27 protein-coding genes and 1 tRNA gene are annotated in these 26,299 nt (G+C 30.5%); 17 read left to right on the forward strand and 11 right to left on the reverse strand.

Annotated elements, in window-relative coordinates; genetic code table 11:
* Positions 1 to 7 precede the first annotated feature (7 nt).
* From LACAL_RS06535 to LACAL_RS06545, 3 genes are all read right to left on the reverse strand, one after another.
* Complete coding sequence (locus LACAL_RS06535) at positions 8 to 790, reverse strand: DUF3050 domain-containing protein (protein ID WP_013869928.1); 783 nt, start codon at positions 788 to 790, stop codon at positions 8 to 10.
* Between the two features lie 123 nt (positions 791 to 913).
* The gene (locus LACAL_RS06540) at positions 914 to 2,092 is read right to left on the reverse strand and encodes an acyl-CoA dehydrogenase family protein (protein WP_013869929.1); all 1,179 of its coding nucleotides are present in this window, start codon (positions 2,090 to 2,092) and stop codon (positions 914 to 916) included.
* Positions 2,093 to 2,193: 101 nt separating this feature from the next.
* The gene (locus LACAL_RS06545) at positions 2,194 to 3,123 is read right to left on the reverse strand and encodes an AI-2E family transporter (RefSeq protein WP_237701024.1); all 930 of its coding nucleotides are present in this window, start codon (positions 3,121 to 3,123) and stop codon (positions 2,194 to 2,196) included.
* Between LACAL_RS06545 and LACAL_RS15555 the strand changes: the two genes are divergently transcribed.
* Positions 3,032 to 3,247, forward strand: a complete 216-nt coding sequence (locus LACAL_RS15555; protein ID WP_237701032.1) for a hypothetical protein — start codon at positions 3,032 to 3,034, stop codon at positions 3,245 to 3,247. The genes LACAL_RS06545 and LACAL_RS15555 overlap by 92 nt on opposite strands.
* Before the next feature lie 114 nt (positions 3,248 to 3,361).
* Here LACAL_RS15555 and LACAL_RS06550 read toward each other — a convergent pair whose 3' ends face one another.
* From LACAL_RS06550 to LACAL_RS06560, 3 genes are all read right to left on the reverse strand, one after another.
* Positions 3,362 to 4,075 carry a tRNA1(Val) (adenine(37)-N6)-methyltransferase gene (locus LACAL_RS06550; RefSeq protein ID WP_013869931.1) on the reverse strand — a complete coding sequence of 238 codons (714 nt, stop codon included), beginning with the start codon at positions 4,073 to 4,075 and terminating at the stop codon, positions 3,362 to 3,364.
* The gene (gene rimM / locus LACAL_RS06555; protein WP_013869932.1) at positions 4,075 to 4,605 is read right to left on the reverse strand and encodes a ribosome maturation factor RimM; all 531 of its coding nucleotides are present in this window, start codon (positions 4,603 to 4,605) and stop codon (positions 4,075 to 4,077) included. Before rimM ends, LACAL_RS06550 begins: the two co-directional genes overlap by 1 nt.
* Positions 4,606 to 4,763: 158 nt before the next feature.
* Positions 4,764 to 5,267 carry a 30S ribosomal protein S16 gene (locus LACAL_RS06560; RefSeq protein WP_041301344.1) on the reverse strand — a complete coding sequence of 168 codons (504 nt, stop codon included), beginning with the start codon at positions 5,265 to 5,267 and terminating at the stop codon, positions 4,764 to 4,766.
* Positions 5,268 to 5,411: 144 nt separating this feature from the next.
* On the opposite strand from LACAL_RS06560, the gene LACAL_RS15010 reads away from it, so the two are divergent.
* From LACAL_RS15010 to LACAL_RS06615, 11 genes are all read left to right on the forward strand, one after another.
* Positions 5,412 to 6,503 carry a DUF6252 family protein gene (locus LACAL_RS15010; RefSeq protein WP_013869934.1) on the forward strand — a complete coding sequence of 364 codons (1,092 nt, stop codon included), beginning with the start codon at positions 5,412 to 5,414 and terminating at the stop codon, positions 6,501 to 6,503.
* A 211-nt stretch (positions 6,504 to 6,714) separates the two neighbouring features.
* A complete protein-coding gene (locus tag LACAL_RS06570) occupies positions 6,715 to 7,164 on the forward strand; it encodes a PA2169 family four-helix-bundle protein (RefSeq protein WP_013869935.1) in 450 nt (149 codons plus the stop codon).
* 203 nt (positions 7,165 to 7,367) lie between these two features.
* Complete coding sequence (gene dnaE, locus LACAL_RS06575) at positions 7,368 to 11,729, forward strand: DNA polymerase III subunit alpha (protein WP_013869936.1); 4,362 nt, start codon at positions 7,368 to 7,370, stop codon at positions 11,727 to 11,729.
* A gap of 540 nt (positions 11,730 to 12,269) precedes the next feature.
* Entirely contained in the window at positions 12,270 to 12,587 is a 318-nt protein-coding gene (trxA, locus tag LACAL_RS06580) for a thioredoxin (RefSeq protein ID WP_013869937.1), read from the forward strand.
* 81 nt (positions 12,588 to 12,668) lie between these two features.
* Positions 12,669 to 13,214 carry a ClpP family protease gene (locus LACAL_RS06585; RefSeq protein ID WP_013869938.1) on the forward strand — a complete coding sequence of 182 codons (546 nt, stop codon included), beginning with the start codon at positions 12,669 to 12,671 and terminating at the stop codon, positions 13,212 to 13,214.
* A 94-nt stretch (positions 13,215 to 13,308) separates the two neighbouring features.
* A complete protein-coding gene (locus tag LACAL_RS06590; protein ID WP_013869939.1) occupies positions 13,309 to 14,238 on the forward strand; it encodes a DUF58 domain-containing protein in 930 nt (309 codons plus the stop codon).
* 77 nt (positions 14,239 to 14,315) lie between these two features.
* Positions 14,316 to 14,389, forward strand: a tRNA-Asp gene (locus tag LACAL_RS06595).
* A gap of 480 nt (positions 14,390 to 14,869) precedes the next feature.
* Positions 14,870 to 15,055 carry a hypothetical protein gene (locus LACAL_RS06600; protein ID WP_013869940.1) on the forward strand — a complete coding sequence of 62 codons (186 nt, stop codon included), beginning with the start codon at positions 14,870 to 14,872 and terminating at the stop codon, positions 15,053 to 15,055.
* A 55-nt stretch (positions 15,056 to 15,110) separates the two neighbouring features.
* Positions 15,111 to 15,296 carry a hypothetical protein gene (locus tag LACAL_RS06605; protein ID WP_013869941.1) on the forward strand — a complete coding sequence of 62 codons (186 nt, stop codon included), beginning with the start codon at positions 15,111 to 15,113 and terminating at the stop codon, positions 15,294 to 15,296.
* A gap of 103 nt (positions 15,297 to 15,399) precedes the next feature.
* The gene (locus LACAL_RS06610) at positions 15,400 to 17,421 is read left to right on the forward strand and encodes a sensor histidine kinase (protein ID WP_013869942.1); all 2,022 of its coding nucleotides are present in this window, start codon (positions 15,400 to 15,402) and stop codon (positions 17,419 to 17,421) included.
* Between the two features lie 19 nt (positions 17,422 to 17,440).
* Positions 17,441 to 18,121: a response regulator gene (locus LACAL_RS06615; protein WP_013869943.1), complete on the forward strand. Its 681-nt coding sequence runs from the start codon at positions 17,441 to 17,443 to the stop codon at positions 18,119 to 18,121.
* A gap of 266 nt (positions 18,122 to 18,387) precedes the next feature.
* Here LACAL_RS06615 and LACAL_RS06620 read toward each other — a convergent pair whose 3' ends face one another.
* On the reverse strand, positions 18,388 to 18,885 hold the full coding sequence (locus tag LACAL_RS06620; RefSeq protein WP_013869944.1) for a DUF456 domain-containing protein: 498 nt from the start codon (positions 18,883 to 18,885) through the stop codon (positions 18,388 to 18,390).
* Between the two features lie 122 nt (positions 18,886 to 19,007).
* Between LACAL_RS06620 and LACAL_RS06625 the strand changes: the two genes are divergently transcribed.
* The 3 genes from LACAL_RS06625 (at position 19,008) to LACAL_RS06635 (ending at position 21,268) form a co-directional block, all read left to right on the forward strand.
* Complete coding sequence (locus LACAL_RS06625; RefSeq protein WP_013869945.1) at positions 19,008 to 19,373, forward strand: BlaI/MecI/CopY family transcriptional regulator; 366 nt, start codon at positions 19,008 to 19,010, stop codon at positions 19,371 to 19,373.
* Between the two features lie 3 nt (positions 19,374 to 19,376).
* Positions 19,377 to 20,699, forward strand: a complete 1,323-nt coding sequence (locus LACAL_RS06630) for a M56 family metallopeptidase (protein ID WP_013869946.1) — start codon at positions 19,377 to 19,379, stop codon at positions 20,697 to 20,699.
* A gap of 92 nt (positions 20,700 to 20,791) precedes the next feature.
* Positions 20,792 to 21,268, forward strand: a complete 477-nt coding sequence (locus LACAL_RS06635) for a hypothetical protein (RefSeq protein WP_013869947.1) — start codon at positions 20,792 to 20,794, stop codon at positions 21,266 to 21,268.
* On the opposite strand, the gene LACAL_RS06640 is transcribed toward LACAL_RS06635, so the two are convergent.
* From LACAL_RS06640 to LACAL_RS06655, 4 genes are read right to left on the reverse strand one after another with little or no spacing between them, the layout of a single operon-like run.
* On the reverse strand, positions 21,265 to 21,999 hold the full coding sequence (locus LACAL_RS06640) for a Bax inhibitor-1/YccA family protein (RefSeq protein ID WP_013869948.1): 735 nt from the start codon (positions 21,997 to 21,999) through the stop codon (positions 21,265 to 21,267). The genes LACAL_RS06635 and LACAL_RS06640 overlap by 4 nt on opposite strands.
* Entirely contained in the window at positions 21,999 to 22,889 is an 891-nt protein-coding gene (locus tag LACAL_RS06645) for a hypothetical protein (protein WP_013869949.1), read from the reverse strand. Before LACAL_RS06645 ends, LACAL_RS06640 begins: the two co-directional genes overlap by 1 nt.
* 51 nt (positions 22,890 to 22,940) lie before the next feature.
* Positions 22,941 to 24,065, reverse strand: coding sequence for a glycosyltransferase (locus tag LACAL_RS06650; RefSeq protein WP_013869950.1), 1,125 nt, complete (start codon positions 24,063 to 24,065; stop codon positions 22,941 to 22,943).
* Positions 24,062 to 24,979, reverse strand: coding sequence for a hypothetical protein (locus tag LACAL_RS06655; RefSeq protein WP_237701017.1), 918 nt, complete (start codon positions 24,977 to 24,979; stop codon positions 24,062 to 24,064). The genes LACAL_RS06650 and LACAL_RS06655 overlap by 4 nt, the downstream gene beginning before the upstream one ends.
* Positions 24,980 to 25,112: 133 nt before the next feature.
* Here LACAL_RS06655 and LACAL_RS06660 point away from each other — a divergent pair, with 133 nt between their 5' ends.
* Together LACAL_RS06660 and ruvC are read left to right on the forward strand one after the other, a co-directional pair.
* On the forward strand, positions 25,113 to 25,742 hold the full coding sequence (locus LACAL_RS06660; protein ID WP_013869952.1) for a hypothetical protein: 630 nt from the start codon (positions 25,113 to 25,115) through the stop codon (positions 25,740 to 25,742).
* Positions 25,743 to 26,297, forward strand: a complete 555-nt coding sequence (gene ruvC, locus LACAL_RS06665; protein ID WP_013869953.1) for a crossover junction endodeoxyribonuclease RuvC — start codon at positions 25,743 to 25,745, stop codon at positions 26,295 to 26,297. It abuts the gene before it with no gap.
* Positions 26,298 to 26,299 lie beyond the last annotated feature (2 nt).

The raw sequence follows: 26,299 nt of genomic DNA on the forward strand, positions 1-26,299 counted from the left end.
ACACTATTTAAGCCTCAATGTTTGTTGAAGCTATTTCAGCTTCAATACTATTCCATAAATTAATTCGTACAGTTAAAGCTTCTTTAGAAATAGCAATAACTTCTTCCCATTTTTTAGAGTCTTCACCACACAGTTCTTCTATCATTTTCATAGCCATTGGTCCGTGTTCATCTTCATCTAATTCAATGTGTCTTTTAAAATAATAGATAAGTTCTTCTAAATTTGTTTCAGGAAAATTAAGTTGCAATTTGCCTAAAATTTCGGTAAACATATTTGGTATTAATTCTTCTCTCCCAAAGGTGAAAGCTGCTGCGATTTCATGAGCTTCTTTTTGGTTAATAGTTTTAAAAGTAAAACTTAAAAAGGCTTTTAATGCAGGATTTAAATTACTGTTTTTAATTGCGATATTTACGTTTTTAGATTCAATTACATCTAATAAAAAGGTGTCTATTTCTGTTGTAGCCGTGTTGCTTTCTTGCATGGCATCTAAGTACATTTCAAAATGACTTTTACGTTCGCCTTTTAAAGTAATATCGGTTTCTTCGGCTAAAACAATTTCATTTATTAAATAACGAGTTTCTGGATTACCAGTTGGCATCCACGGCGTCGTAGTACATGTTAATTTTTGCTGTAAAGCTTTTAATAATGACATAAAATCCCAAACTGCAAAAACATGAGATTTTAAAAAAAACGATAAATCTTCAGTCGTTTCAATTTTTTTATACAAACTATGGTTAATTAGCTGTTGTCTTAGTGTAGAGAGTTCTTTATTTACTTGATCTATGTTCATTAATTTCTTTTTTACAAAAATAAAAAATGCGCTTCTATATAGAAACGCACTTTAATACTTTTTGGTTTTTTAACTATTACAAATATCTATTTCGTAAAAGTAAAATAATTAAATAACCTTATTTTATTTGAAGGCATTAAGGCCTGTAACATCTAAGCCTGTGATTAGTAAATGAATATCGTGTGTGCCTTCGTAAGTAATAACACTTTCAAGATTCATAGAATGACGCATGATTGAGTACTCGCCGCTAATTCCCATACCACCAAGCATTTGCCTAGCTTCTCTAGCAATATTTATAGCCATCTCTACATTATTACGTTTGGCCATAGAAATTTGAGCAGATGTTGCAGTACCATTTTCACGCATAACGCCAAGACGCCATGCTAATAATTGTGCTTTGGTGATTTCGGTAATCATCTCGGCTAATTTTTTTTGTTGTAATTGAAACTGGCCAATAGGTTTACCAAACTGCATGCGTTCTTTGCTATAGCGTAAAGCAGTATCATAACAATCCATTGCAGCACCTATTGCTCCCCAAGCAATACCAAAACGAGCAGAATCTAAGCAGCCTAATGGCGCGCCTAAACCAGATTTGTTTGGCAATAAGTTTTCTTTAGGGACTTTTACATTATCAAAAATAAGTTCACCAGTAGCACTTGCTCTTAGTGACCATTTGTTATGTGTTTCTGGCGTTGTAAAACCTTCCATACCACGTTCTACAATAAGACCGTGAATTCTACCTTCTTCATTTTTAGCCCAAACAACGGCTACATTACAAAACGGTGCATTACTAATCCACATTTTTGCACCATTTAAAAGATAATGATCTCCCATATCTTTAAAATTAGTAACCATTCCTCCAGGATTACTTCCATGATCTGGTTCTGTTAAACCAAAACTACCAATCCATTCGCCACTAGCTAATTTTGGTAAGTACTTATTGCGTTGCTCCTCGTTACCATATTTCCAAATAGGATACATTACTAGTGAGCTTTGTACAGAGGCTGTACTTCGTACACCAGAGTCTCCACGCTCAATTTCCTGCATAATTAAACCATAAGAAATCTGGTCTAAACCAGCACCACCATATTCTTCTGGAATGTAAGGTCCAAAAGCACCAATTTCTGCCAATCCATTAATTATAGATTTTGGGAATTCTGCTTTTTGTGCAGCTTCTTCAATAATAGGAGAGACATCGCGTTTAACCCATTCTCTGGCAGCATCGCGAACTAGTTTATGTTCATCTGTTAAAAGTTCATCAAGATTGTAATAATCTGGAGCTTCAAATAAATCTGGTTTCATAAAATGAAATTTTAAATTTGGTTTACAAAAATAACGAAAACGTTTTCATGTCACAATTTAAAACTAATAAAGAAAGGTTTTTAAAATTAATTTAGAAATCTTTACTCGGATTTTTTAAATAAATAAGCATAAGGCTCCATGTTTTTGGTGTGGTCAAAAATAACTTTTAAAACTCCAATTATTGGTAAGGATATAATTGCACCTACAACTCCCCAAAGTGCTGAAAATAATATAATACCAAAAATTGTTATAAAAGGATTTAAGTTAATTTCGTCTCCTATTATCCAAGGTGTAAGCACATAGTTTTCTACAAGCTGGGTAGCAGACACAACACTAATTACAATTAATGCTGGTGTAGAACCTGCATATAAGTAGGATAAAATTACCGCTACACCACCTCCAATTACATTTCCAACATAAGGAATTATGGAAAACAATGCGGCAAATAAGGCTAAAAATAAAGCATAAGGTACAGAGCCAATAAGAAACCCAATATAATATATAACAAACAAAAACAGCATAATCTTACCTTTACCCACGAAATAGTTTCTAGTAATCTTTGCCGAATTTTTTAAAAGTGAATGTATGGCGGTTTGATTTGTAAATAGTTTTTTGAAAAAATTAATAAATTGGAGTTTTTGCATTAAAAAGAGAATAATGTAAACGAAAATAATAAGTGATTGAGAAAGCAAACTCATTAATGAAGATAAAAATGAACTGGCTAAACTTTCCGCTTTTTGGACTAATTTCTTATTATTTTCTATGTAATCTTTGTAGTCCCAATTTAAACTGTTATTTGCCCATTGTGAAAAAGCATTTAATTTTTCTGTCGCTTTTTCTTTAATAACAGACCAATCTTGAGCCATATTATTAATTTGAGAACTCAAAAGCCAAAAAAGCAGCGAGAATATCAAAACCATTAGTAAAACCGATAGTGTTATGGAAAGCCAAGAAGGTAACCCTAAATTTTTAAGTTTTTGTACCGGAATATCGAGCAATATGGCTATTATGGCAGCAACAAGCAAAGGCATGATGAGATTTTTACCAAAATATAATAAGGTAAAAACACTTCCTGTAAGTAAAAGGATTTTTGTTAAATTAAGTGCTGAAATGTCAATTTTTTCTGATGACAAGAGATTTGTTTTTAAAAATTAATCCTTATAAAAGTAAACAAAAAATGACATACTAAAGCTATTTTAAGATATAAGCTTAAAATGTAAATGGTACGAACAAAAAAATGCTTTTGGCAAGTAAAAAAATTAAAATGGGTTACATTTTTAAATAAAAACTTTTGGTTAAGTTTTTATAATCTTCTGTATAATCGTGTCGAGCATTTTCTATAATAAGTTCATTAATTTCAATAGCGCTTTCGCGGAAAGACATCTCAATTAAAGAACGTTTAATTTCAGAATTTAGTGTACCTCGAACACGAGTAATTTTGTTAGGCATTAAGTTTACGGCTGAAGCTAAGTCAATAAATTTATCTTCTTCCTTAAAAGGAATAACAGTACAAAAAGTACCGTCTTCCATTAATAATTTAGAAACACTATCTACCAAATGCTCAAAAGGCATAGCATCTTGAAAACGTGCTAAATCGCGTTGTGTGTTTTCTGTTTTATAATCTTCACTATAAAATGGAGGATTACAGATAATTAAATCGTATTTATCTTCAATCTCCTCGGTAAATTCAGCTAAATCTGCATGATAGCAAAATAATCTATCGCTCCAAGGTGAGGCTTCAAAATTTTCAACACATTGTTCGTAGGCACTTTCATCTATTTCTAATGCATCTATAACTTCTGCATGACTACGTTGTGCTAACATTAAAGATAAAACTCCTGTTCCGGCACCAATATCTAGTGTTGCAAGAGGTTGTTTGGTAAGGGTTGCCCAAGCACCAAGTAAAACACCATCGGTGCCAATTTTCATGGCGCATTGGTCTTGTTTTACTGTAAACTGTTTAAAATCAAAAGGTTTACTCATTATTCTTCAAGGTACAAATCAATTAATCCTTCGGGAGTATTAACAAAAATGGTTTTGTTTTGTTTATCTACTTTAGAAATAAATTCATCATTCATAGGTATTAGTATTTCAATACCATTTCTGTCTATTTCAAATAAAGATTGAGCAGTACTATCATTAACACCTTTAATGGTGCCTACAGTTCCAAAGTTTTTGTCTTCTACGGTAAAGCCAATAATTTCATGAAAGTAAAACTTGTCGTCGTCTAGTTCTGGTAATGTAGAAAGCGGCAAATAGCATTCACTTTTTATTAAAGCATCAGCATCTGCTTCTGTATCTACGTCTTCAAATTTTACACGAAGTAATTCGCTTTTATGCAATTGAGAACTTTCAGTAAAAAAAGGTATTAAATTACCTCTAACATCTACAAATACGGCATCTAAGTTTTCGTATAAATCAGGTTCATCTGTATCCAGTTTTATTAATAACTCACCTTTAAAACTGTATTTTTTTACAATTTTACCAAGAAAAAAACATTCGTCTTTAGTCATCGAAAAATTTTTGTTTCGTTTCCACTATTGCGGAAATATATTAATAATTACTTAGGTATTGTTTGTGTTTAACCTAATAATAAATTTTAGTTTTTTTGTAATAAAAAACTCCGATAAAAAAAAATTATCGGAGTTTAAAAGTATAAAAAATTAATTTTCTATTCTTCTTCGTTTGTTGCTTCTGCTTCTTCAGCTGGAGCTTCTTCTTCAACAACTGGAGCGTTAGCTGCAATTCTTGCTTCGTTAGCTGCTTTTTCAGCTTCAAATGCTTTGGCTTTAGCTTCAGCTTCCGCTTTAGATAAACCTTCTTTTTTAGCATCTACCTTTCCAGTTTTTTCTTCTAACCAAGCAGCGAATTTCTTCTCAGCTTGCTCTTCAGTTAAAGCACCTTTACGAACTCCACCAGCAAGGTGATTTTTCAATAAAGCACCTTTGTAAGATAATAATGCTTTGGCAGTATCAGTTGGTTGTGCACCATTCTGTAGCCATTTTACTGCTCCATCAACGTCTAATTCAATAGTTGCTGGATTAGTGTTTGGATTGTAAGCACCTATTTTTTCTAGGTATTTACCATCTCTTTTCGCGCGAGCATCTGCTGCTACGATCCAGTAATAAGGTTTTCCTTTTTTACCGTGTCTTTGTAATCTGATTTTTACAGGCATAAAAATTAATTTGTGAGGTACGCGACCTCGATTATTAATAAGTGTGCAAAGATACAATATTTATTTATATATCAAGTTTTTATATTAAAACTATTACATTGTGATTTTTTATTTTATTTTTGGTTTCTTGAAATACTAAATACTATGAAAAAAATTATCGTTTTATTCCTTATAACTTTTGCTTTTTTTAGATGTGGCGAAGAAGTTGAATTTAATACTCCTTCTTTTAGTGCGAAAAAAGATGGTAATATATGGGAAGCAGTTTCATATACTGCAAATTTAGACAACAGTGGTGTTTTAACTATTGTTGCGTTTAATAATTTTGAAACGATAACTTTAGTAGCTTTTCCTTCAGATGCTAGTTTGTGTACGGGAGTTTTTCAAGATAATGTAGGTAGTTGTTATGAAGTTGTAGAAAATGCATCTTTTGCTACTTTATTAGATGTTGATGAGGTATTCTACTCTACAAGTAATGAGCCAGACGAAACAGTGCAAGTTTACCCTCCAGCAGGAGTAATAAATCTTAGAGATATTAACTTAGAAGAAGGTGTTGTATCTGGAGAGTTTTATTTCAATGCTTTTTCTAATTCAGGTTTATCTGCTGTTAATTTTAATGAAGGTTTTTTTCATAACGTACCATTAATTGGAGCAGTTGCAGTTGGAGGAAGTACAAACATATCTTGCGACAGTGCAGAAAACTCTGTTAACGCTACATCTATTACTTATAATGCAACTCCAACAAATGATCCTCAATATGAAGACATTTGTAATGCTTATAGAACAGCTTTATTAAATAAAATCTCATCTTGTGGCGATCCAGGAGGTACTATTCAAGATATGGTTGATGCTTTAGATTGTACAGCAACAACTACTTTAACTACAAGTATAGAAGTAGAGGTAGATGGCACAGACAGAGTTTTTAATGCTAATGAGAGTGTAACATTAATTGGTACAACAAAAACGGTTATAGTTGAAGATGCAGCAAATACAGACTACGTTCAGTTTGATATAGAAGAAGGACAAACAGGAACAGACATTGTAAGTAATTTTGTAATAAATATAAACGGTGTCAACCATGAGCCTATACCGGGAAATATGACTTTAGGTGAATTTACTACCACAATTACAACAAATTCAAACACGGCTATTCAAGGTACATTTTCAGGCGCTGTTAACGATTATAATGGAGGACAAGATGTAGGATTATCTATGGGAGTTATAGATATTAACTATTAAAATAAGATTTAATACGCAATAATTAGAGCGCAGTCGTAAGGTTGCGCTTTTTTTTGGTTTTTGTTAAAGACTCTTAAAAAGGTTGAAATCACTCATAAAGTGTGTTAAACAACTTGACATCGCATCTAATATCTACTATCTTTAAATTGTTGATGTGAAACAATACGCATCATAAAAAAAAGTATTGGAATTTAAAATGATAAAAGATATTATGAAGTATACTGAAGAAATTTCAAACAAATTAAACGAACTACTTGTAAAAAACTATGATGCCGAAAAAGGATACATAGATGCCTACCAAAATGTAGAAAGTAACGATTTAAAAATGTTCTTTAAACGAAGAGCATCAGAAAGAAGTGAATTTGCAAAAGAATTAAGAACCGAAATCTTACAATACGGACAAATTCCTGAAGATTCTGGAACGTTTAAAGGCACAATGCATAGAAATTGGATGAATTTAAAAAATACGTTTTCATCTAACAATGAAGAAGCAATTTTAGAAGAAGCAATTAGAGGTGAGGAATCAAGTCTTGAAGAATACAATACTATGATTACAGAAAAAAACTTGCCGCCAACAATTGATAACTTGATTGCAAAACATAGAGACGCAATACAGTCTGCAATTAATACAGAAAAAGCCAAATTAGAATTGGTAAGCTAAAATTTTTTATGAAAAAGAAATTTGCTGAAAAAGTCAACTCGAAAGAGTTGACTTTTTGCTGTTTAAAAGCTTTTATTCTCGTAAAAATAGGGTCTTTATAACTCTTGATAACTTTAACTTTTTAAACTCTCATTTTTATGTATTTTTATAGGCCAATAATTTCTCACAGCTTTTTTAGCAAAACACCTTAATAACAGCTATTTATGTATTTAATATTTGATACAGAAACAACCGGTTTACCAAAACGTTGGGATGCACCAATTACAGATACAGATAATTGGCCAAGATGTATCCAGATTGCATGGCAGTTACATGATGCTATGGGAAACTGTATTGAGAGTGAAGATTATTTAGTAAAACCAGAAGGTTTTAATATACCTTATGATGCCGAAAAAATTCATGGTATTTCTACAGAGTTAGCCCAAGAACAAGGAGTTGAGCTAATAGAGGTTTTAGAGAAGTTTAATATAGCTTTAAATAAAACAAAATTTGTTGTAGGTCAAAATGTAAAGTTCGATCTCAATATAATGGGAGCAGAGTTTGTACGCGAAGACATTGCAAATCAATTACAAGAACTACCGGTTTTAGACACTTGTACAGAGCACACAGCAAGTTTGTGCCAAATTCCTGGTGGTCGTGGCGGTAGATTTAAGCTACCAACTTTAACAGAGTTACATCAATATTTGTTTAATCAACCATTTGCTGAAGCGCACAACGCAACTGCCGATGTTGAAGCAACAACACGTTGTTTTTTAGAATTAATAAGAAGGCAACAATACACCAAAGAACAACTTGATGTACAGCCAGATTATTTCGAGAATTTCTCTGAAGCCAATCCGCAACCTATTCAGTTAATTGGCTTAAAGCACATTAATTTAAAAAAGGAAAGTGCTAAAATTAATGCCAGACTACAAAAGGAACAATCAAGCGGTATTTCTTCTGAAGAAATAAAGGAAAATATTGCCGATTTACAAGCTGTAGATTTTGTGCATTTACACAACCACTCTCAGTTTTCGGTATTGCAGTCAACAATGAGTGTTGCAGATATTGTAGCTGTTGCAGCAGAGCATAATATGCCTGCAGTAGCACTAACAGATCATGCAAACATGATGGGAGCATTTCACTTTGTTAATGCAGTAAACAAACATAACAAAGCAGTTGAAGGTAAAACAACAGATGCAAAAAAAATAAAACCAATTGTAGGATGTGAGTTTTTTGTGTGTGAAAACCATTTAGATAAATCTAGAAAAGATAATGGTTACCAAATTGTATTAATTGCAAAAAATAAAAACGGTTACCATAACCTTGCTAAACTTTCGTCGCATGCATTTACAGATGGATTTTATTATGTGCCTAGAATAGATAAAAAACTAATTGAGCAGTATAAAGAAGACTTAATTTGTTTAACAGGGAACCTTTACGGCGAAGTGCCAAGTAAAGTTTTAAATGTAGGAGAAAATCAAGCCGAAGAAGCTTTAATTTGGTGGAAAGAAACTTTTCAGGACGACTTGTATGTAGAGCTTATGCGCCACAATCAAGAAGATGAAAATCGTGTAAATCCAACCTTAATAAGTTTAGCAAAAAAGCATGATGTAAAGCTTGTTGCAACAAATAATACCTATTACGCAAAGCAAGAAGATGCTAATGCGCACGATATTTTATTGTGTGTAAAAGATGGTGAAAAACAAGCAACACCAATAGGTCGTGGTCGTGGCTATCGTTACGGTTTACCTAACCAAGAATATTATTTCAAGTCGGCAGAAGCCATGAAAAACATCTTTAAAGATGTGCCAGACGCAATTATTAATATTCAAGAAGTAGTAGATAAAATTGAAGGATTTCAATTAGCTCGTGATGTATTATTACCAGCCTTCGATATTCCTGAGGAATTTCAGCATAAAGAAGATTTAGAAGATGGCGGCAAACGTGGAGAAAATGCATTTTTAAGGCATTTAACTTACGAAGGAGCTAAAAAAAGATATGGCGAAGAACTATCAGAAGAAGTAGTAGAGCGTTTAGATTTTGAGTTAAGCGTTATTGAAAAAACAGGATATCCTGGTTATTTCTTAATTGTAGAAGATTTTATTCGTGAAGCCCGAAATATGGATGTTTCTGTTGGTCCAGGTCGTGGATCTGCAGCAGGTTCTGTAGTGGCTTATTGCCTTTGGATTACCAATATAGACCCAATGAAGTATAATTTACTTTTTGAGCGTTTTTTAAATCCAGATCGTGTAAGTATGCCAGATATTGATATTGATTTTGACGATGAAGGTCGAAGTCGTGTCATGGATTATGTAATAGAAAAATACGGTAGTAATCAAGTAGCGCAAATTATTACTTATGGTACAATGGCAGCAAAATCTTCAATTAGAGATACTGCCAGAGTTTTAGATTTACCGTTATTTGATGCCGATAGGATAGCGAAGCTTATTCCAACAATGTCTAAATTAGGTAAGATATTTGGACTATCGGAAAAAGAATTAGGAAGCAAATTTAGAGCTGAAGATTTAGAGAAAATAAACGAGCTTTTAAATATCTCTGAAGGAGAAGATTTGCAAGCCGAAACCGTAAACATTGCAAGATCACTTGAAGGCTCTGTAAGAAATACAGGTATTCACGCTTGTGGTGTAATTATTACGCCAGACGATATTACAAAATTCGTTCCTGTTTCTGTTGCTAAAGATTCAGATTTATATGTTACCCAATTTGATAACTCTGTAGTAGAAGATGCAGGTTTATTAAAAATGGATTTCTTAGGATTAAAAACCTTAACCTTAATTAAAGATACGGTTAAGATTGTAAAAGCAAAACATGGCATCACGCTTGATCCAGAAAACTTTCCTTTAGATGATGAAGAAACTTATGCTTTATTCCAACGAGGAGAAACTGTTGGTGTATTCCAGTATGAATCTCCTGGAATGCAAAAACACCTTAAAGACTTAAAACCAACGGTTTTTGACGATTTAATTGCCATGAATGCACTATATCGACCAGGACCAATGGAATACATTCCAAGTTTTGTTCGTAGAAAACATGGTGATGAAGATATAGAGTACGATTTACCAGCAATGGAAGAGTACTTAAAAGAAACATACGGTATTACAGTTTACCAAGAGCAAGTAATGTTGCTTTCACAAAAACTAGCAGATTTTACTAAAGGTGAAGCCGATGTTTTACGTAAAGCAATGGGTAAAAAGCAGATTGCGGTACTAGATAAAATGAAACCAAAATTTATCGAGCAAGCAAGTGCTAAAGGTCACGATGCTAAAAAACTTGAGAAAATTTGGAAGGATTGGGAAGCTTTTGCAAGTTATGCTTTTAATAAATCGCACTCTACATGCTATGCTTGGATTGCTTACCAAACCGCTTATTTAAAAGCACATTATCCTGCAGAATATATGGCAGCAGTACTGTCTAATAACATGAACGATATTAAGCAGGTTACATTTTTCATGGAAGAGTGTAAACGTATGAAATTGCCTGTACTTGGTCCAGATGTTAACGAGAGTTATTATAAATTCTCTGTAAATAAAGACAATGCAGTGCGTTTTGGAATGGGAGCAATAAAAGGTGTTGGTCATGGTGCGGTAATGACTATTGTAGATAACCGTAAAAAAGATGGACCATATAAATCTATTTTTGATATTGCAAAACGAATAGATTTGCGTGCAGCCAATAAAAAAGCTTTCGAGAATTTAGCCTTAGCTGGTGGTTTTGATTGTTTTACAGATACGCATCGTGCACAGTATTTTCATAAAGAAGGTAGCGATTTAACTTTTCTGGAAAAAGCAATTAAATATGGCGCGAAACATCAAGAAAATGAAAATTCTGCACAAGTAAGTTTATTTGGTGGAGGAAGTGATGTGCAAATAGCCGAACCAGAAGTACCGCCATGTGAAACTTGGGGAACTATGGAGAAGTTAGCGCAAGAACGAGAGGTTGTTGGTGTTTATATTTCTGGTCACCCATTAGATGATTTTAGAACCGAAATGAAAAACTTCTGTACGGGAACCATTGCTTATTTTAATGATTTGCATGAACATGTTAATAAAGATATAACCTTTGGAGGTGTTGTTACAGATGTGCAACATCGTGTAAGTAAACAAGGTAAAGGTTGGGCATTATTTACTATTGAAGATTATACAGATTCTTTTGAATTTAGAATTTTTGGAGAAGACTATTTAAAACATCGTCCATTTTTACTAAAAAACACTTTTGTACACGTAAAAACTTTTGTACGTGAAGGTTGGGTGAATAGAGATACTGGTAAAAAAAGTGACCCACGATTACAATTTAATAGTTTCCAATTGTTGCATGATGTTATGGATAAATACGTACGTAAATTATCTATACAATTAAATATTAAAGAATTAGAATCAGAAAAAATTCAGAATTTAAAATCTTTAATTTCCATGCATCCAGGAAGCCATATGCTTGATTTTGTTATTTACGATAATAGGGAGCAAATAAAACTAGAAATGCCTAGTCGAAGACAAAAAGTAAAAGTTACTCAAGAGTTGTTAAATGCCTTAGAAGAAGACCAAATTTATTATAAGTTGAATTAATATGAAGTTTAAAAATGGTAGGCATAAGATTTTTTATGATTTTATAAATTCAAAAGAATTAAGAAAAGGTGTAAAGATGATTGTAGAATCTTCATATCCGATTATTTGTTAGACAGTTTTTTTTAAAATTGAAATATGGATTAAGGTTAGATAATATGAATAATAAGTTTTCACAATTTCCTTTTTTCGTGAAGTTGAAATAATACCTCAGAATGACGAGCTATAATTATAATGCATACTAAAATTAAAAATAGAACCGTCATTCAGAGCTTTTTCAATAGAAAAAAAGCGTAGGAATCTTATGTGGCCATCGCGTTGCTCTCACAAAGGATTGATGCGGCATCCTTTTTTGCCATTAAGAGCAAAAAAGATATAGCGGAAAGCCTGGTCCCGATTTTTATCGGGATGTGCCCAATAAAATAAGCCAAATCGATGCTGCCATAAGTTAAACAAATTATAAGTTTGTAAGCTTTGGAGAAAATTTTGACTAAGTTTGTATATTAACAAGAAGTAAAATTCATTTAAAAAAAAATAAATATCATGGCATTAGAAATCACAGATGCAAATTTTGAAGAAAAAGTATTAAACAGCGATAAGCCAGTAATGGTAGATTTTTGGGCTGCTTGGTGTGGACCTTGTAGAATGGTTGGGCCGATTATAGACCAAATTAGCGAAGAGTACGAAGGTAAAGCCGTAGTTGGGAAAGTAGATGTTGATGCTAATCAAGAATTTGCAGCTAAATATGGTGTAAGAAATATACCTACAGTGTTAGTGTTTCAAAACGGTGAGGTTGTTGGTAGACAAGTAGGAGTTGCACCTAAAAATGCATACTCTGAAGCTATTGATGCTTTATTATAGAAATATATTTTCATAAAGAATTGATAAAGGTTTGCTGTAATGGCAAACCTTTTTTTTATTTTAGTAAAAAAGTAAATTACAATGAGTAAGACAACAAAAGCGCAAGACGCAATAGATAGTAAATTATTAGATGAAAGAAAGGTGTTTCTTTGGGGAATGGTAGACGATAAAAGTGCTAAGCATGTTATAGATAGGCTTCTTTATTTAGATAGCTTAGAGACTAAAGATATTACATTGTATATTAACAGTCCTGGAGGTTACGTAACATCTGGTTTTGCAATGTACGATACTATAAAATCATTAAAAAGTGATGTTTCTACAGTCTGTACCGGTTTAGCTGCTTCTATGGGTTCTATTTTATTATCTGTAGGAACTAAAGGAAAACGTTTTATACAACCTCATGCACGTGTTATGATACATCAGCCTAGCGGTGGTGCACGTGGTCAAGCTAGTGATATAGAAATTACAGCTCAGGAAATTTTAAAAACAAAAGAGCTTAGTGCTAAGATTTTGGCAGAAAACTGTGGTCAGGATTTCGAGAAAGTAATGAAAGATTTTAATCGTGACCATTGGATGGGAGCAGAAGAGTCTAAAGATTATGGGATTGTGGATGGTATTTTAGATTAAAAATAATAGTAGAGAAAAGAGATTAGAGTTTTAGCTCTATTCTCTTTTTTTATGTAAAATATTTAAAAGAAATTCTTGCCTTTACAGGTGCAAAATGAATTTACAAGACGAATTAAATAAAGCTGGCGGATTTAAAAATTTAGAACACTTAGCAAAACAAGTGGTTGAAGGTTTTATTTCTGGTATGCATAAAAGTCCGTTTCATGGATTTTCGGCAGAGTTTGCCGAACATAAAATTTATAATCCTGGTGAGAGTACACGACATATAGATTGGAAACTTTTTGCAAAAACCGATAAGCTTTATACTAAGCGTTATGATGACGAAACGAATTTGCGTTGCCACATTATATTAGATAATAGTAGCTCTATGCATTATCCCGATATGTCTAATTTTGGGATAGATAATTTAAATAAAATTGCATTTTCTGCTTTGGCATCTGCTTCTTTAATACACATTTTAAAAAAACAACGAGATGCTGTGGGATTAAGTATCTATAGTGATGCTTATGATTTTTATGCAAGTGAAAAAGGAAGTGAACGTCATCACCAAATGCTTTTAGCGCAATTGAGTAATACGGTTTTAAGTAAGCCTAAAAACAAACAAACGGAAACTTACCAGTATCTGCATCAAATTGCCGAGAAAATTCATAGACGTTCGCTAATTTTTGTATTTACAGACATGTTTCAAACGTCTACAGATGAGGTTAAGCTTTTTGAAGCGCTTCGCCATTTAAAACATAATAAACATGAAGTGGTGTTGTTTCATGTATTTGATAAGAGTAAAGAATTAGCTTTTGATTTTAATAATAAGCCAAAACGATTTGTAGATGTAGAAACTGGAGAACATATTAATTTATATAGTGAACAGGTAAAAGATAATTATGAGGCTTTAGTTAGTGATTATTTTAAAGATTTGCGTGTAAAATGTGGTCAAAACCGAATAAAGTACGTTGAAGCAGATATAAATAATAATTTTGACACGATCCTAACTAGCTATATGTTAGAGCGTCAAAAATTTATTTAAAGTTTTTTTGAAAAAAAATAGCAAAAAGGTTTGCAGTATTAAAATAGCGGTGTATATTTGCCCTCGCAATATGCAACGGTCTGGTAGTTCAGTTGGTTAGAATGTCGCCCTGTCACGGCGAAGGTCGCGGGTTCGAGTCCCGTCCAGACCGCAAAATTGCTAAAAGCTTCAACTTTGTTGAAGCTTTTTTTGGCAAAAAATTTAGTTGTGTTGTTTTGATGGGTGTAGTAGTCCATCAAACTGGTAGAAAGCTAGTTGTATAGCTAAAACCAATGGAAAGCTTTCCTTTTTTCACTTGAATTTTCAAGATAGAAAATTGGGATGCTTTTTTATTTTAATCTGTATTTTTTAAATTTTAACTTCTTTTTTGGTAAAAATTAACATTAGTTAAGTCGTTTAACTCCCTAAAACCGCATTTCGTCGATTTTTTTCCGTAAATTGTTATTGTTTCCAATATATTAGCCGCTCTTACTGAGTCCCTTAGCATGTTTATGCTCTTAGTGAGAAAACTCCATTGAATAGACATTCAGTCTATGAATTATTTTATGTTTTTAGTACTACGAAAGATGGTAGCATTACCTGTATTCGTGATTTTGCATTTAAATTAAAGCAACCCTTATAAACATAAATTATGAAAACCCTTAAAATTACCTTAGTAGCAATCTTTTCAATAGGATTATTAACAGCAGTATTACCCTCTACAGAAGCAAAACCAAATCTTGTAATAGAAACACCAAATCACGAAGTCAACAAGCCAATAATAAATGCCACAGTTTTTGGTGATAAAAAGAAAAAAGTAATCCCACAAAACGGATAAACCTTTACTTATAAAATACTTCACATTATAATTATTAATAGCAAAACAACATCTCATGAAATCTCTTAAAATTACTTTAGTAGCAATCTTTTCAATAGGATTATTAACAGCAGTATTACCTTCTACAGAAGCAAAACCAAATCTTGTAATAGAAACACCAAATCACGAAGTCAACAAGCCAATAATAAATGCCACAGTTTTTGGTGATAAAAAGAAAAAAGTAATCCCGCAAAACGGATAAATTTTAAAAAAAGACTCAAATCCATATTATAATGTCTTTTTTATGTGTTGTAAGTGTGTTTTTTTTATTTTAAATTATACATTTATGAGATAATGATTTTATATTGAAATTTTTAGAAAAACTAACACCACTTTTAATTTTATTTTTTTGCTGTTTTTTACAAGCGCAAAATGATAGTTTATATAATAATATTTACAAGTATAGAACGCTTGCTAAAGATCAATCTCTTACATTTCAAGAACGCTACAATTATGCTAGCCAGGCAATAAAACTTTCTAAAAAGACACGTCAAGATACTACGCTTTTAGCTAGTAATAGAGTGTTGTCTTATATCTATTTAGTAGAAGGAGAAAGTGATTCGATTTATAAAATAAATAAAGAAAATTTAAAGCTATCTAAAAAACTTGATGATACTTTAAAAATGGCTTATGCAGCAAATAATATTGCATATAGTTTTGAGCTTTCTAATAAACTAGATAGCGCATATTACTACTATTTTCAAGCTGAAAAATACTATAAAAAATCTGATAAAAAATTAAATCAAATAGAAGTTTTGTATGCAATGGCGAGTATACAGGAAACAGAACGTGATTTTATTGGTTCGGAAATTAATGCTATTGAAGCCATAAGAATTTTAAATGATTTAGATAAAGACGAAGATATTGTTAACGAGTGGCAGTGGAATATAAATAATCTACTAGCTATAATTTCAAGTCGTATACAATTGTACGATGAAGCAATTATATATCACAATAAAGCCTTGTCGTATACTAAAAACCGAAATGCAAATCCATATAATGCATTGTTTTCAAGAATTAATATAGCAATTCTTCAAAGGCGTAAACAAGATTATGATAAATCTATAGATCTTTTTGAGTCCCTATTGGCAGATGGTAAGTTAAAAACAGTAGATCCGCTATCTTACGTTACGGTAATTTCAAATATTGCTTATGTGAAGTTTTTAAAAGGAGAAGAGGATTTTAAAACTATAAAATCTAACTTAAAAGAAGCATTAAATATAGCAAAAAGAGAAGATGATGAAATTGAAATTTCTGGAATAAGTAAATTTCTTTCCGAAGTATATTTAAAAGAAAACAAAAAGGACTCAGCATTATATTTTGCTAATTTATCCTTAAAAACAGCAAAAACAATAAACGCTAATCAAACAATATTAGACGCATTGTTTTTAAAATCTAAAATTGAAATAGGTGAAAAGTCAAAATCTAATTTATTTAAATATATAAAGTTAAGTGATAGTTTAGTACTAGCAGAGCGATCAATTAGTAATAAATTTGCCAGAATTTATCATGAAACCGATGTAATAAAAAAAGAAAATGAAGTCGTCTCAAGGCAAAACATGTGGCTTTTAATAACATCTGCAGGACTATCTTTATTGGTTTTACTTATTTATATAATAAAAACACAACGCGAAAAAAACAAAGAGCTGCAGTTAGCAAGACAAAGACAACAAGCTAATGAAGAAATATATAACCTCATGCTTTTACAACAAGACAAAATGGACGAAGCTAGAGCGTTAGAGAAAAAAAGAATATCTCAAGAAATACACGATGGTATATTAGGAAGGTTATTTGGTGCTAGATTAAGTTTAGATAGTTTAAATATGCTAAAAACAGACGAAGCAGCAATAAATAGAGAAAGTTATATAAAGGAGTTAAAAGATATAGAGCAAGATATTAGAAAGGTATCTCACGACTTAAATACAGATTTTATTGCAAACGCAAGTTTTGAAAGTTTAATAACAACCTTAGTAGAAACGCAATGTTTAGCATATAGTTTAAAATATAATTTAACGTTCGACCATGAATTAAATTGGGATGCTGTAAGCAATAAAACTAAAATACATTTATATAGAATAATACAAGAATCACTTCAAAATATATACAAACACGCTAAAGCAAAACAAGTTAAAATCGCTATTAAACAAAAAAAGAAATTTATATCTTTAACAATAAATGATAATGGTGTAGGTTTTGATCTAGCCAGAAATAAAGATGGTATAGGTTTAAAAAACATGAAATCTCGTGTTAATGAAATTAACGGTGTGTTTACTGTTAATACAGAAAAAAATAAAGGAACTAACATTAAAATAAAAGTCCCAGTTTAAATAAATAAAAACGTTTTAAATGTTACCAAGAACAATAAGAATTTTAATGACAGATGATCACCCAATGATTTTAGAAGGGTATCAAATAACTTTAAAAGCCACAAAAAAAGAGAATCAAACTCTAATTATAGATACTGCAAATGATTGTGAAGAATCTATTACAGCTATAAAAAAATCTATTGACACAGGAGTACCTTACGATGTTTATTTTTTTGATATAAGCATACCAGCATCTAAAAACGGAAAATATAAATCTGGTTTAGATTTAGCAAATTATGTCTACCAACATTCGCCAAGCTCCAAAATTATTATTTTAACAATGTTTGATGAATCTTTTAGGATACACAAAATTATAAACGAAATAAACCCAGAAGGCTTTTTAATAAAAAGTGATTTAACATCCAGTGAGCTCTCAAGTGCTTTTCAGCGTATTTTAAATCACGAAGTATTTTATAGTGGTACAGTAAACAGTATACTTAGCAAAACTTTACCAAGCCGGTTAGATATAGATGGAATAAACCACGAAATTTTATATTTACTTTCTAAGGGCACGAAAACCAAAGACTTAGTAAAACATTTTGATTTGTCTTTAAGTAGTGTAGAAAAGAGAAAAAAAACCTTAAAACGTTTGTTTTTAGTTGAAGATTTAAATGATGATGCATTAATAAATGCAGCAAGAGAAAAGGGATTTATTAATTAAAAGAAACTAAAAAAAGCTCTAAAATGTTAAATATTAAGAGTTTTTTATTTTTTTTTGAAAAGATAAACCCTTGTTATGATTGAAAATTACGGTTTTTCCCGTAATTCAATTACGGTTTTTCCCGTAACACACAAAAAGCACTTTGCTATATTTGTTATATCAACAATCATTGACTTGATTCATTTCATTTTATGAAGGAATTTAGTTGGTAATAGCACATTTACACAAACCCTATAGTTGTCATATGGCTATAGGGTTTCTTCTTTTTAAAAAATTGAAGCTTTATACTCCCAAAATACTTTAATATAAAAGCCAAAATAAATTATAGCAACAACAAACTTTATAAAAGTTCCTGTAATAAAACCTAAAAACGAACCAAAAGCAGCTTTAATAGCTGTTTTAGAATCTGCTTTATTAATTAATTCTCCAATTAATGCTCCAAAAAATGGACCTATAATTATACCAAATGGAATAGGAGAAAATAAACCCACAATTAATCCAATAGTGGTGCCAACCATTCCGGCTTTAGAGCCACCAAATTTTTTAGTACCAATAGCAGGTATTATATAGTCTAAAGCAAAGACAAAAAGCGCAATTACTAAGGTAATTATTAAAAACTGAGTGTTTGTTGGTACAGCACTGGTTAAGTACAAAAATAGAAGTCCCAACCAACTCAATGGTGGACCAGGAAGTACAGGTAAAACACTACCAATTAAGCCTAAACATATAAATAATAAGCCTAGAAACGTAAGAAAGATATCCATTATTTTTTTATCTATTAGACTCTATTTTATAAATAATGTTACAAGTTTTAAACTAAAAAAATAGTTTAAACTAAAAAAATAGTTATATTTGAACTAAACATTTAGTTTTAAAAGATATTGATATGAAACAACTTACAAAGGCAGAAGAAGATATAATGCAAGTTTTATGGCAATTAGAGAAAGCCAATGTAAAGCAAATAATTGAGCAGTTACCACAGCCAAAACCAGCATATAACACAGTATCTACAATAGTTAGAATATTAGAAAGCAAAGGCTTTGTAGATTATGAAAAAAAAGGAAAAGGACATATTTATTTTCCTTTATTAAAAAAACAAGAGTATAGTAACCAGTCACTAAATAAATTGGTAGACAACTATTTTCAAGGATCGTTTAAAAGTATGGTCTCATTTTTTGTTAAAAAAAATGACATAAATCTAAATGAATTGGAGTCTGTTTTAGAAGAAATTGAAAAACAAAATAAACAATAAAAGATGTTGCATTATATTTTACAAACCGTTGTTTTTCAGTTATTATTTTTAATGCTGTATGATGTTTTTTTAAGAAATGAAACATTTTTTAATTGTAATAGAATTTACTTATTGTTTACTGCAGTTCTATCGTTAATTTTACCTTTTTTACAAATAAATAGCTTCAATAAAATAATACCGCAAGACTATATTTTTAAGCTTCCCGAAGTAATAATAGGTCAAAAAGAAATTGTTGCAGAAACTATTACAAAAACAGACTTAACAAAAGTGTCTTCTGGTTTTACATTCCATTGGGAACATGTAATATATTTAGGTAGTGTAATAACATTAATACTATTTGTTTTTAAGCTATCTAAACTTATAATTCTAGTTTTTAAAAGCCCTAAAACTAAATTTAAACAAGCTTTTTTAATTCAGATTATAAATAGTAAAACAGCCTATTCTTTTTTCAATTATATATTTATTGGAGATAAAATTTATCCAGAAGAAAAACAAACAATCATAGCGCACGAGCTAGAACATGTAAAAGAAAAACATAGTATAGATTTGTTGTTTTTCGAAATTTTAAAAATCATTTTTTGGTTTAATCCTCTAATTTATTTGTATCAAAATAGAATAGCCAATTTACATGAATTTATAGCAGATTTTAAAGCTGTTAAGTCAAGTAATAAAACTTTTTATTATCAAAATTTGCTATCTCAGGTTTTCGATACTAAAAAAGTATCATTTATCAATCCATTTTTTAAACAATCATTAATCAAAAAACGAATCATTATGTTAAGTAAACAAAAATCAAAACAAAAAAACGTATTAAAGTATCTTTTATTAGTTCCAGTAATTTTTGGAATGTTATTATATACTTCTTGTGCTAATGAAGAAAAAACTACAAATGATGAATTATTAGATTCAAACTCTAAAAATGCTGTAGACGAAATAGTTGAAGAAGAAATTTTAGAAATAGAAGAGGTTGCCTCATTTTATGAAATAGACGAAGTGCCAAAATATCCAGGATGTGAAACTTTGACTACTAATGACGAATTGAGAAAATGTTTTTCAAATAATTTAAATAAAATTATTGCTAAAAATTTTAACTCTTCTCTTGGTAAAACACTAGGTCTAGTTGGTTTACAAAAAATAGATGTTTCATTTACAATAAACAAATTAGGCAAAATAGAAAAAGTAAATGTAAAAGCACCGCACCCAGAATTAAAAGAAGAAGCAAAGCGTTTAATAGGTTTAATACCAGATGTTATTCCTGGAAAACAAAATGGTAAAGTGGTTAACGTCGCATTCTTTCTGCCTATACAATTTGTAGTTAAAGAATAAAAAAGATGATTTTTATAATTTAAAACCGAAGCATAGTCTTCGGTTTTTATTTTTAAAATAATTAATTGTACTTTTCAACTTTGTTTATAGATATGCAAAGAGTACTTGTTTTATTATTAATTATTTGCGCCACGTCGTGTGAATATTTCAATGCAAAAAAAATTGCTTCAGAAGATATTTTAAAAGAAGAACTAAAAACCTTTAATTGGAACGATGTTGATACCTATCCAACTTTTGTTTCATGCGATACTTTAAATACTAAAGACACAAAAAAAAACTGTTTTATAAATACACTCTCGCAGCATATTACTTCGAGTTTGCAAGAAGAAACAATTATAGTTTCAAAAGATATAAATGAAACGGTTGTTTTGGCGTTTCAAATCTCAGAAACTGGCCAATTAAATATAAAAGATATAAGTATAAACGATTCTATTTTAGTGCAAATACCAGAACTGGAAAACATGCTTTTTAAAAGTTTAAATACTTTACCAAAAATTTATCCAGCAATTAAACGCAATCAACCAGTAAAAACAGAGTTTAAGTTACCAATAATTATAGAAGCTAATTAAAAACGTATGGCGAGCTTTTTCATTAAACGTAAAATTTCTACATAAAGCCAAATTATAGTTACTAATAAACCATAGCATGCAAGCCATTCTTTATACTTTGGTGCTTTGTTTTTATAACGTTCTATAAAATCGAAATCTAATAAAAATGATAAAGCAGCAAAGGTTACTGCAACAATATTAAAGCCAATAGCAATCCAGCTGGTTCCCCAAATAAAAGAACGAATACCAAAAAAACTTAAAATCCATGAGATTAAATACACTAAAAATATTGCCGAACATACTGTAATAATTACGCTTCTAACCTTTTTTGTTACTACAATTATTCGGGTTTGGTATAAAAATAAAATAGTAAAAAAAGTAATTATAGTAACACCAATAGCTTGATATGGCATTTCGGGATAATGTACTTTTACAAAAGCGGTAAAGCCACCAAGAAAAAAACCTTTAGCAACAGCGTATAATGGCACTAAAAAATGTGCCCAATGTTGGCGTACAGATAAAACAATACTAATAACAATTGCAGCTATCATGCCACCAGTGCCAAACCATTTTATATTGGTGCCACTAGTATGTAGTTTCCAAACACCTACTACAATAGTTGTAGTGATAGTTAGCATTAAAAAAGTTTTAATTAAAATGCCAGAAACAGTCATTTTTGCATTGGCCGTTTTGCGGTCGTTCCAAAAATAATTTGAAAATATAGGATTAGATGTATTGTTTAATAAACGCACTATAAATTAAATTTGTAACCTAAGGCAAAGTCTAAAGGAAATTGGTCTTCATTATCAATAAGTAAAGCAAATAACGAGTCGTAAACAAAGGTTAAGTAACCGTTTCCTAGCTTAACATCTGTACCAATACCAAATATAAAAGGAACATCAAAAGAGGTTCCAGAATTTTCAATTATTATAACATTAGAAGCATCATTAGGATCTTGAATTGTACTATTTGTTTTCGAGCTTGTTAAAGTTGCAAATTTTGTTTGTGCATAAATACTAAACTTAGAGGTGTTTATAATTTTAAATCTATAACCTAAAGCCAATTGAAAAGCAGCATAATCAAAATCATCACTACTAGTACTATAACGCATATTTAAAAAACCAGAATGTCTTGAAGGTTTGTTAGCTGCAACTTCTAATTCTGCACCAAAAAAGGGAACAGTTTCATTATCTTTATTACTAATAAAGTTTGGGTTTTTTACAAAAGGATTATTAGTTAAACCACCAAAAACACCTAAACGTAATTTTAGCTTAGCTGCATCATTATTTACAATGTAATTTTCATCTTTAGCAGCGTTATATTGGTTTATAAAGTTTTTAAGACTATATGTAGTTAATTTGGTTTTTGAAGCATCCATAAGTGTTAAATCGCTTAATACCTGCTTATATTCCTCTTTGTATTTTTTATTATCGCCTTTAGTATTTTTTAGTTCTATAAGCGTATTGTCTTCGGTTTTTACAAAATATCTGTATTTACCGTTAAAAGTATTCCAAAGCAAATCTAAAGTACCATTAGCTTCAGTTTTAAGCGTTAGGTTTTCACTTTCAAACATATAGGTTTGTTGAGCAAACGTTATAATGCTAATTAAAAAAAGACTTAGAAATGAGATTGTTTTTTTCATAATGTAGTAGGTTATTCTATGTAAATGTATAAATTTTAAGTGAACTTGTACTTACTTTTTAAAAGTTCTGCCTTTCCATTTGTATTTAGAAAACATAGAAATTAAAGCAATGTAAACAGTAAAAAAAGGATAGATAAATGCTGATAATATATAGCCAGATAAATGCTTTTTTTGGCTGAAAAAATCTGCAGATTTATAAATTAAGAGAAAATCTATAATACTCTTAAGGACGAAAATAAAAATTAATGCTCTTACAAATAACAACTGAAGCATGCTTAACACGAGGCTAATAACTATAGTAGCATTCATTAGTAAAACAATTAGTCCAACTACTTTACCAAATATAGAATTATAACTCGAGGTTTTTGCAGCCCAACGTTTGCGTTGAGAAACTAATGTTGATACTGTTGGTTGCGCTTTGGTTTTTACAATTGCATTTTTAGATTTTAAATAATTAACAGCCGTTTTGTCTTTTTCAATTGCCTTTTGAAGCAAAAAAATATCATCACCACTTGCAATATTTTCATTTCCACTAAAACCCTTTAAATCTAGAAACCATGATTTTAAATAAGCAAAATTAGCACCATTACATAAAAATGGTTTGTTTATACCAAAGCCTCCAATGGTTGCTCCCATTAAACTTAAAAAATCTATTAATTGAAATTGTTGTATAAATGTGTTTGTATTATGGTAGGCAACTGGAGCAATAACCATTTTGCTTTTTGTTTTTAAAATAAAAGCGTTAAAAGTGTCTAGCCATAAAACAGGTAGTTTGCAATCGGCATCTGTAGTAATAATCCAATCGTTTTTTGCATTATTTATGGCAGAAGTTATAGCGTCTTTTTTGGGAGAATTAGAATTCCTGTTGTTTTTAATTATTTTAAAATTTATCTCTTGGTTTTTAAAATGCTTAGTTATAATAGTAACAGAATTGTCTGTAGAATCATCATCAACAAAAAGAATCTCAAAGTGTGTTTTTAAATATTGTAATTTTACGATAGAATCTAATAAAATCTTAAGGTTTTTGGCTTCATTTCTAAACGGGACAATTATAGAAAAAGTGGTTTTATTTTTAGTTCTTTCAGTATTAAAAATATTAATTCTGTGAAAGCCATAAAGTAACGCACCAATAAAGCACAAGTAAATACTTGTAATAATAATAGCCAGAATTATCATGGTTTTAGCTGCTTTTTATAGTTAAAAGTGAGTACAAAATAACAACCTGCCACACTTGGTATCACAAAGTTTAAAATCCACATCGTTGTAATTACAGATAATATTGTAAGCGTACTTATGCTAGTAAAAGAAAAAAGGAAAACAGCAACGCTACCTTTAACAACAACATCAAAAATAAAGAGTGTTGGTATAATAGATGTTAATAAATACATAGTAGTTATTATAATCATAGCATCAAGGTAATGCATATTTACACCAAAAAGTAAGAGTAAATAATAAAATTGAAATGAAAATAATACATAACGAAATATTGAAAATACAGTGACTAAAAAACTAACTTTTACAGGAAGATTTTTTAAAAAAATAAAGATCTTATTAAGGGAGAAACCTTTAATAGTATATTTAGTTTGCTTAACACCTAAAATAAAAAAAAATATAAAAACAACACCTAAAGTTAATATTCGTAAAATACGATAAACATCTATATTTATTGAGTAAATACTTGTAAATAGTAATAAGCCAATAGACCCAAAAACTACTGTAACAACCATTTGTAAAGTATTGCCAACAAGGTTTAAAAGCATGATTTTTTTTCTATAACTATTAACAAAATATATAGCCTTTGCACCATATTCTCCTATACGATTTGGTGTAAATAAAGAAGCAGTTAAAGAACCTAAGGTTTGTTTTGTTGCTTCAAAAAACGATATTTTTTTAATAGTTGAAACTAATTGTTTCCATTTTAAAATTTCTAAAAACCAATTAAATAAACTTAAAACCAACAGAAAAAATAGGTTTTTAGCCGAAAAAAAAGCGTTTTCGTTTAAAAAAGTGAAGAAAGCATTAAATTTTAAATTCCCATTATTAGTCAATTTGTTATAAATAAAATAGAAAGCACCAACTACTATACTCAATTTAATGAGTGCAAAAAAGAATTGCTTAGTTTTGTAGGGTAAAGAGTAATTCATTTTTTTTCTGAAGTTGATTCAGGATTCTATAGAATGAATCTTATTTTTTTAGACTACAAATTAAATCAATTATTACCCAATGAAGACTTCATTTAAATACTATTGTACATTTATAATGTTATTTTGTTTCATTAACTATGGCTTTTCTCAAAAAGAAACAGCTAAATGGAAAGCCTTAATTGCTTTAGGATTAAACAGTCCGTCACAAGGTGGTTTTGTTGAAGGTTTTGAAGGTAATACAGTAAACTTCCCGACTATAAATTTGGGAGTACAGCGAATGTTTACTCCAAAATATGGTGTTAAGCTAGATTTAGGCTACAATCGTTTTGGTGTTGAAAATGAGTTGTTTGAAAATAAAATTAATTACACGCGTGTTAATGCGCAGTTGGTTTACGATACGTCTCAGGTTTTTTATTTTTTACCACAAAACTTAACTTTAGTTGGGCATATAGGTCCAGGATATTCTATGGTAAAACCTTTAGGTGATTTTAAAGACAATGAAGTGTCTTATTTAAATGCAATGGCAGGAATAGAAATACATCATTACGTATCTAGAACTGTAAATGTTTTTGCCGATGTTTCTTATATCTATGGTTTTAGCAGTGATTTTGAAAATGTAGAATCTGGTTTAGGTTCTTTTAACGGTAATGTTGCAACGCTTACTTTTGGTGTAGCAATATCTTTAAGCGGTTGTGTAACCTGTAATTAAATGGCAGAAGAAAAAATTATATTAGGTATCGATCCTGGAACCACAATTATGGGTTTTGGACTTATAAAAGTAGTAAATAAAAAAATGCATTTTTTACAACTTAATGAGCTAGACTTAAAAAAATACGACGATCATTATTTAAAGCTAAAACTAATTTTTGAACGTACTATAGAATTAATAGATACACATCATCCAGACGAAATTGCTATAGAAGCACCTTTTTTCGGGAAAAATGTACAAAGTATGCTTAAGCTTGGTCGTGCACAAGGCGTCGCAATGGCTGCCGGTTTGTCTCGGGAAATACCAGTAACAGAATACGCTCCAAAAAAAATTAAAATGGCAATAACAGGAAATGGAAATGCAAGTAAAGAACAGGTAGCAAAAATGCTACAAGGTATGCTTGGTATAAAAAAACTTCCTAAAAACTTGGATGCTATGGATGGTTTAGGAGCTGCTGTTTGTCATTTTTACAACCAAGGACGTGTTGAAATTGGCAAAAGTTATTCTGGTTGGAGTGCTTTTGTTAAGCAAAATGAAAAGCGCGTGAAAAAGTAAAA

This window comes from Lacinutrix sp. 5H-3-7-4 (genome assembly GCF_000211855.2).
Taxonomy (GTDB): Bacteria; Bacteroidota; Bacteroidia; order Flavobacteriales; family Flavobacteriaceae; genus Lacinutrix.

Coding starts and splice junctions, on each gene's coding strand:
- ruvC (WP_013869953.1), top strand. CDS start 25,743: ATGGCAGAAGAAAAAATTATATTAGGTATCGATCCTGGAACCACAATT.
- LACAL_RS06645 (WP_013869949.1), bottom strand. CDS start 22,889: ATGAAAAAAACAATCTCATTTCTAAGTCTTTTTTTAATTAGCATTATA.
- LACAL_RS06600 (WP_013869940.1), top strand. CDS start 14,870: ATGAAAACCCTTAAAATTACCTTAGTAGCAATCTTTTCAATAGGATTA.
- LACAL_RS06635 (WP_013869947.1), top strand. CDS start 20,792: ATGCAAAGAGTACTTGTTTTATTATTAATTATTTGCGCCACGTCGTGT.
- LACAL_RS06560 (WP_041301344.1), bottom strand. CDS start 5,267: ATGCCTGTAAAAATCAGATTACAAAGACACGGTAAAAAAGGAAAACCT.
- LACAL_RS15010 (WP_013869934.1), top strand. CDS start 5,412: ATGAAAAAAATTATCGTTTTATTCCTTATAACTTTTGCTTTTTTTAGA.
- LACAL_RS06625 (WP_013869945.1), top strand. CDS start 19,008: ATGAAACAACTTACAAAGGCAGAAGAAGATATAATGCAAGTTTTATGG.
- LACAL_RS06540 (WP_013869929.1), bottom strand. CDS start 2,092: ATGAAACCAGATTTATTTGAAGCTCCAGATTATTACAATCTTGATGAA.
- LACAL_RS06570 (WP_013869935.1), top strand. CDS start 6,715: ATGAAGTATACTGAAGAAATTTCAAACAAATTAAACGAACTACTTGTA.
- trxA (WP_013869937.1), top strand. CDS start 12,270: ATGGCATTAGAAATCACAGATGCAAATTTTGAAGAAAAAGTATTAAAC.
- LACAL_RS06605 (WP_013869941.1), top strand. CDS start 15,111: ATGAAATCTCTTAAAATTACTTTAGTAGCAATCTTTTCAATAGGATTA.
- LACAL_RS15555 (WP_237701032.1), top strand. CDS start 3,032: ATGGAAAGCCAAGAAGGTAACCCTAAATTTTTAAGTTTTTGTACCGGA.
- LACAL_RS06615 (WP_013869943.1), top strand. CDS start 17,441: ATGTTACCAAGAACAATAAGAATTTTAATGACAGATGATCACCCAATG.
- LACAL_RS06550 (WP_013869931.1), bottom strand. CDS start 4,075: ATGAGTAAACCTTTTGATTTTAAACAGTTTACAGTAAAACAAGACCAA.
- LACAL_RS06620 (WP_013869944.1), bottom strand. CDS start 18,885: ATGGATATCTTTCTTACGTTTCTAGGCTTATTATTTATATGTTTAGGC.
- LACAL_RS06545 (WP_237701024.1), bottom strand. CDS start 3,123: ATGCCTTTGCTTGTTGCTGCCATAATAGCCATATTGCTCGATATTCCG.
- dnaE (WP_013869936.1), top strand. CDS start 7,368: ATGTATTTAATATTTGATACAGAAACAACCGGTTTACCAAAACGTTGG.
- rimM (WP_013869932.1), bottom strand. CDS start 4,605: ATGACTAAAGACGAATGTTTTTTTCTTGGTAAAATTGTAAAAAAATAC.
- LACAL_RS06535 (WP_013869928.1), bottom strand. CDS start 790: ATGAACATAGATCAAGTAAATAAAGAACTCTCTACACTAAGACAACAG.
- LACAL_RS06650 (WP_013869950.1), bottom strand. CDS start 24,065: ATGATAATTCTGGCTATTATTATTACAAGTATTTACTTGTGCTTTATT.
- LACAL_RS06660 (WP_013869952.1), top strand. CDS start 25,113: ATGAAGACTTCATTTAAATACTATTGTACATTTATAATGTTATTTTGT.
- LACAL_RS06590 (WP_013869939.1), top strand. CDS start 13,309: ATGAATTTACAAGACGAATTAAATAAAGCTGGCGGATTTAAAAATTTA.
- LACAL_RS06585 (WP_013869938.1), top strand. CDS start 12,669: ATGAGTAAGACAACAAAAGCGCAAGACGCAATAGATAGTAAATTATTA.
- LACAL_RS06630 (WP_013869946.1), top strand. CDS start 19,377: ATGTTGCATTATATTTTACAAACCGTTGTTTTTCAGTTATTATTTTTA.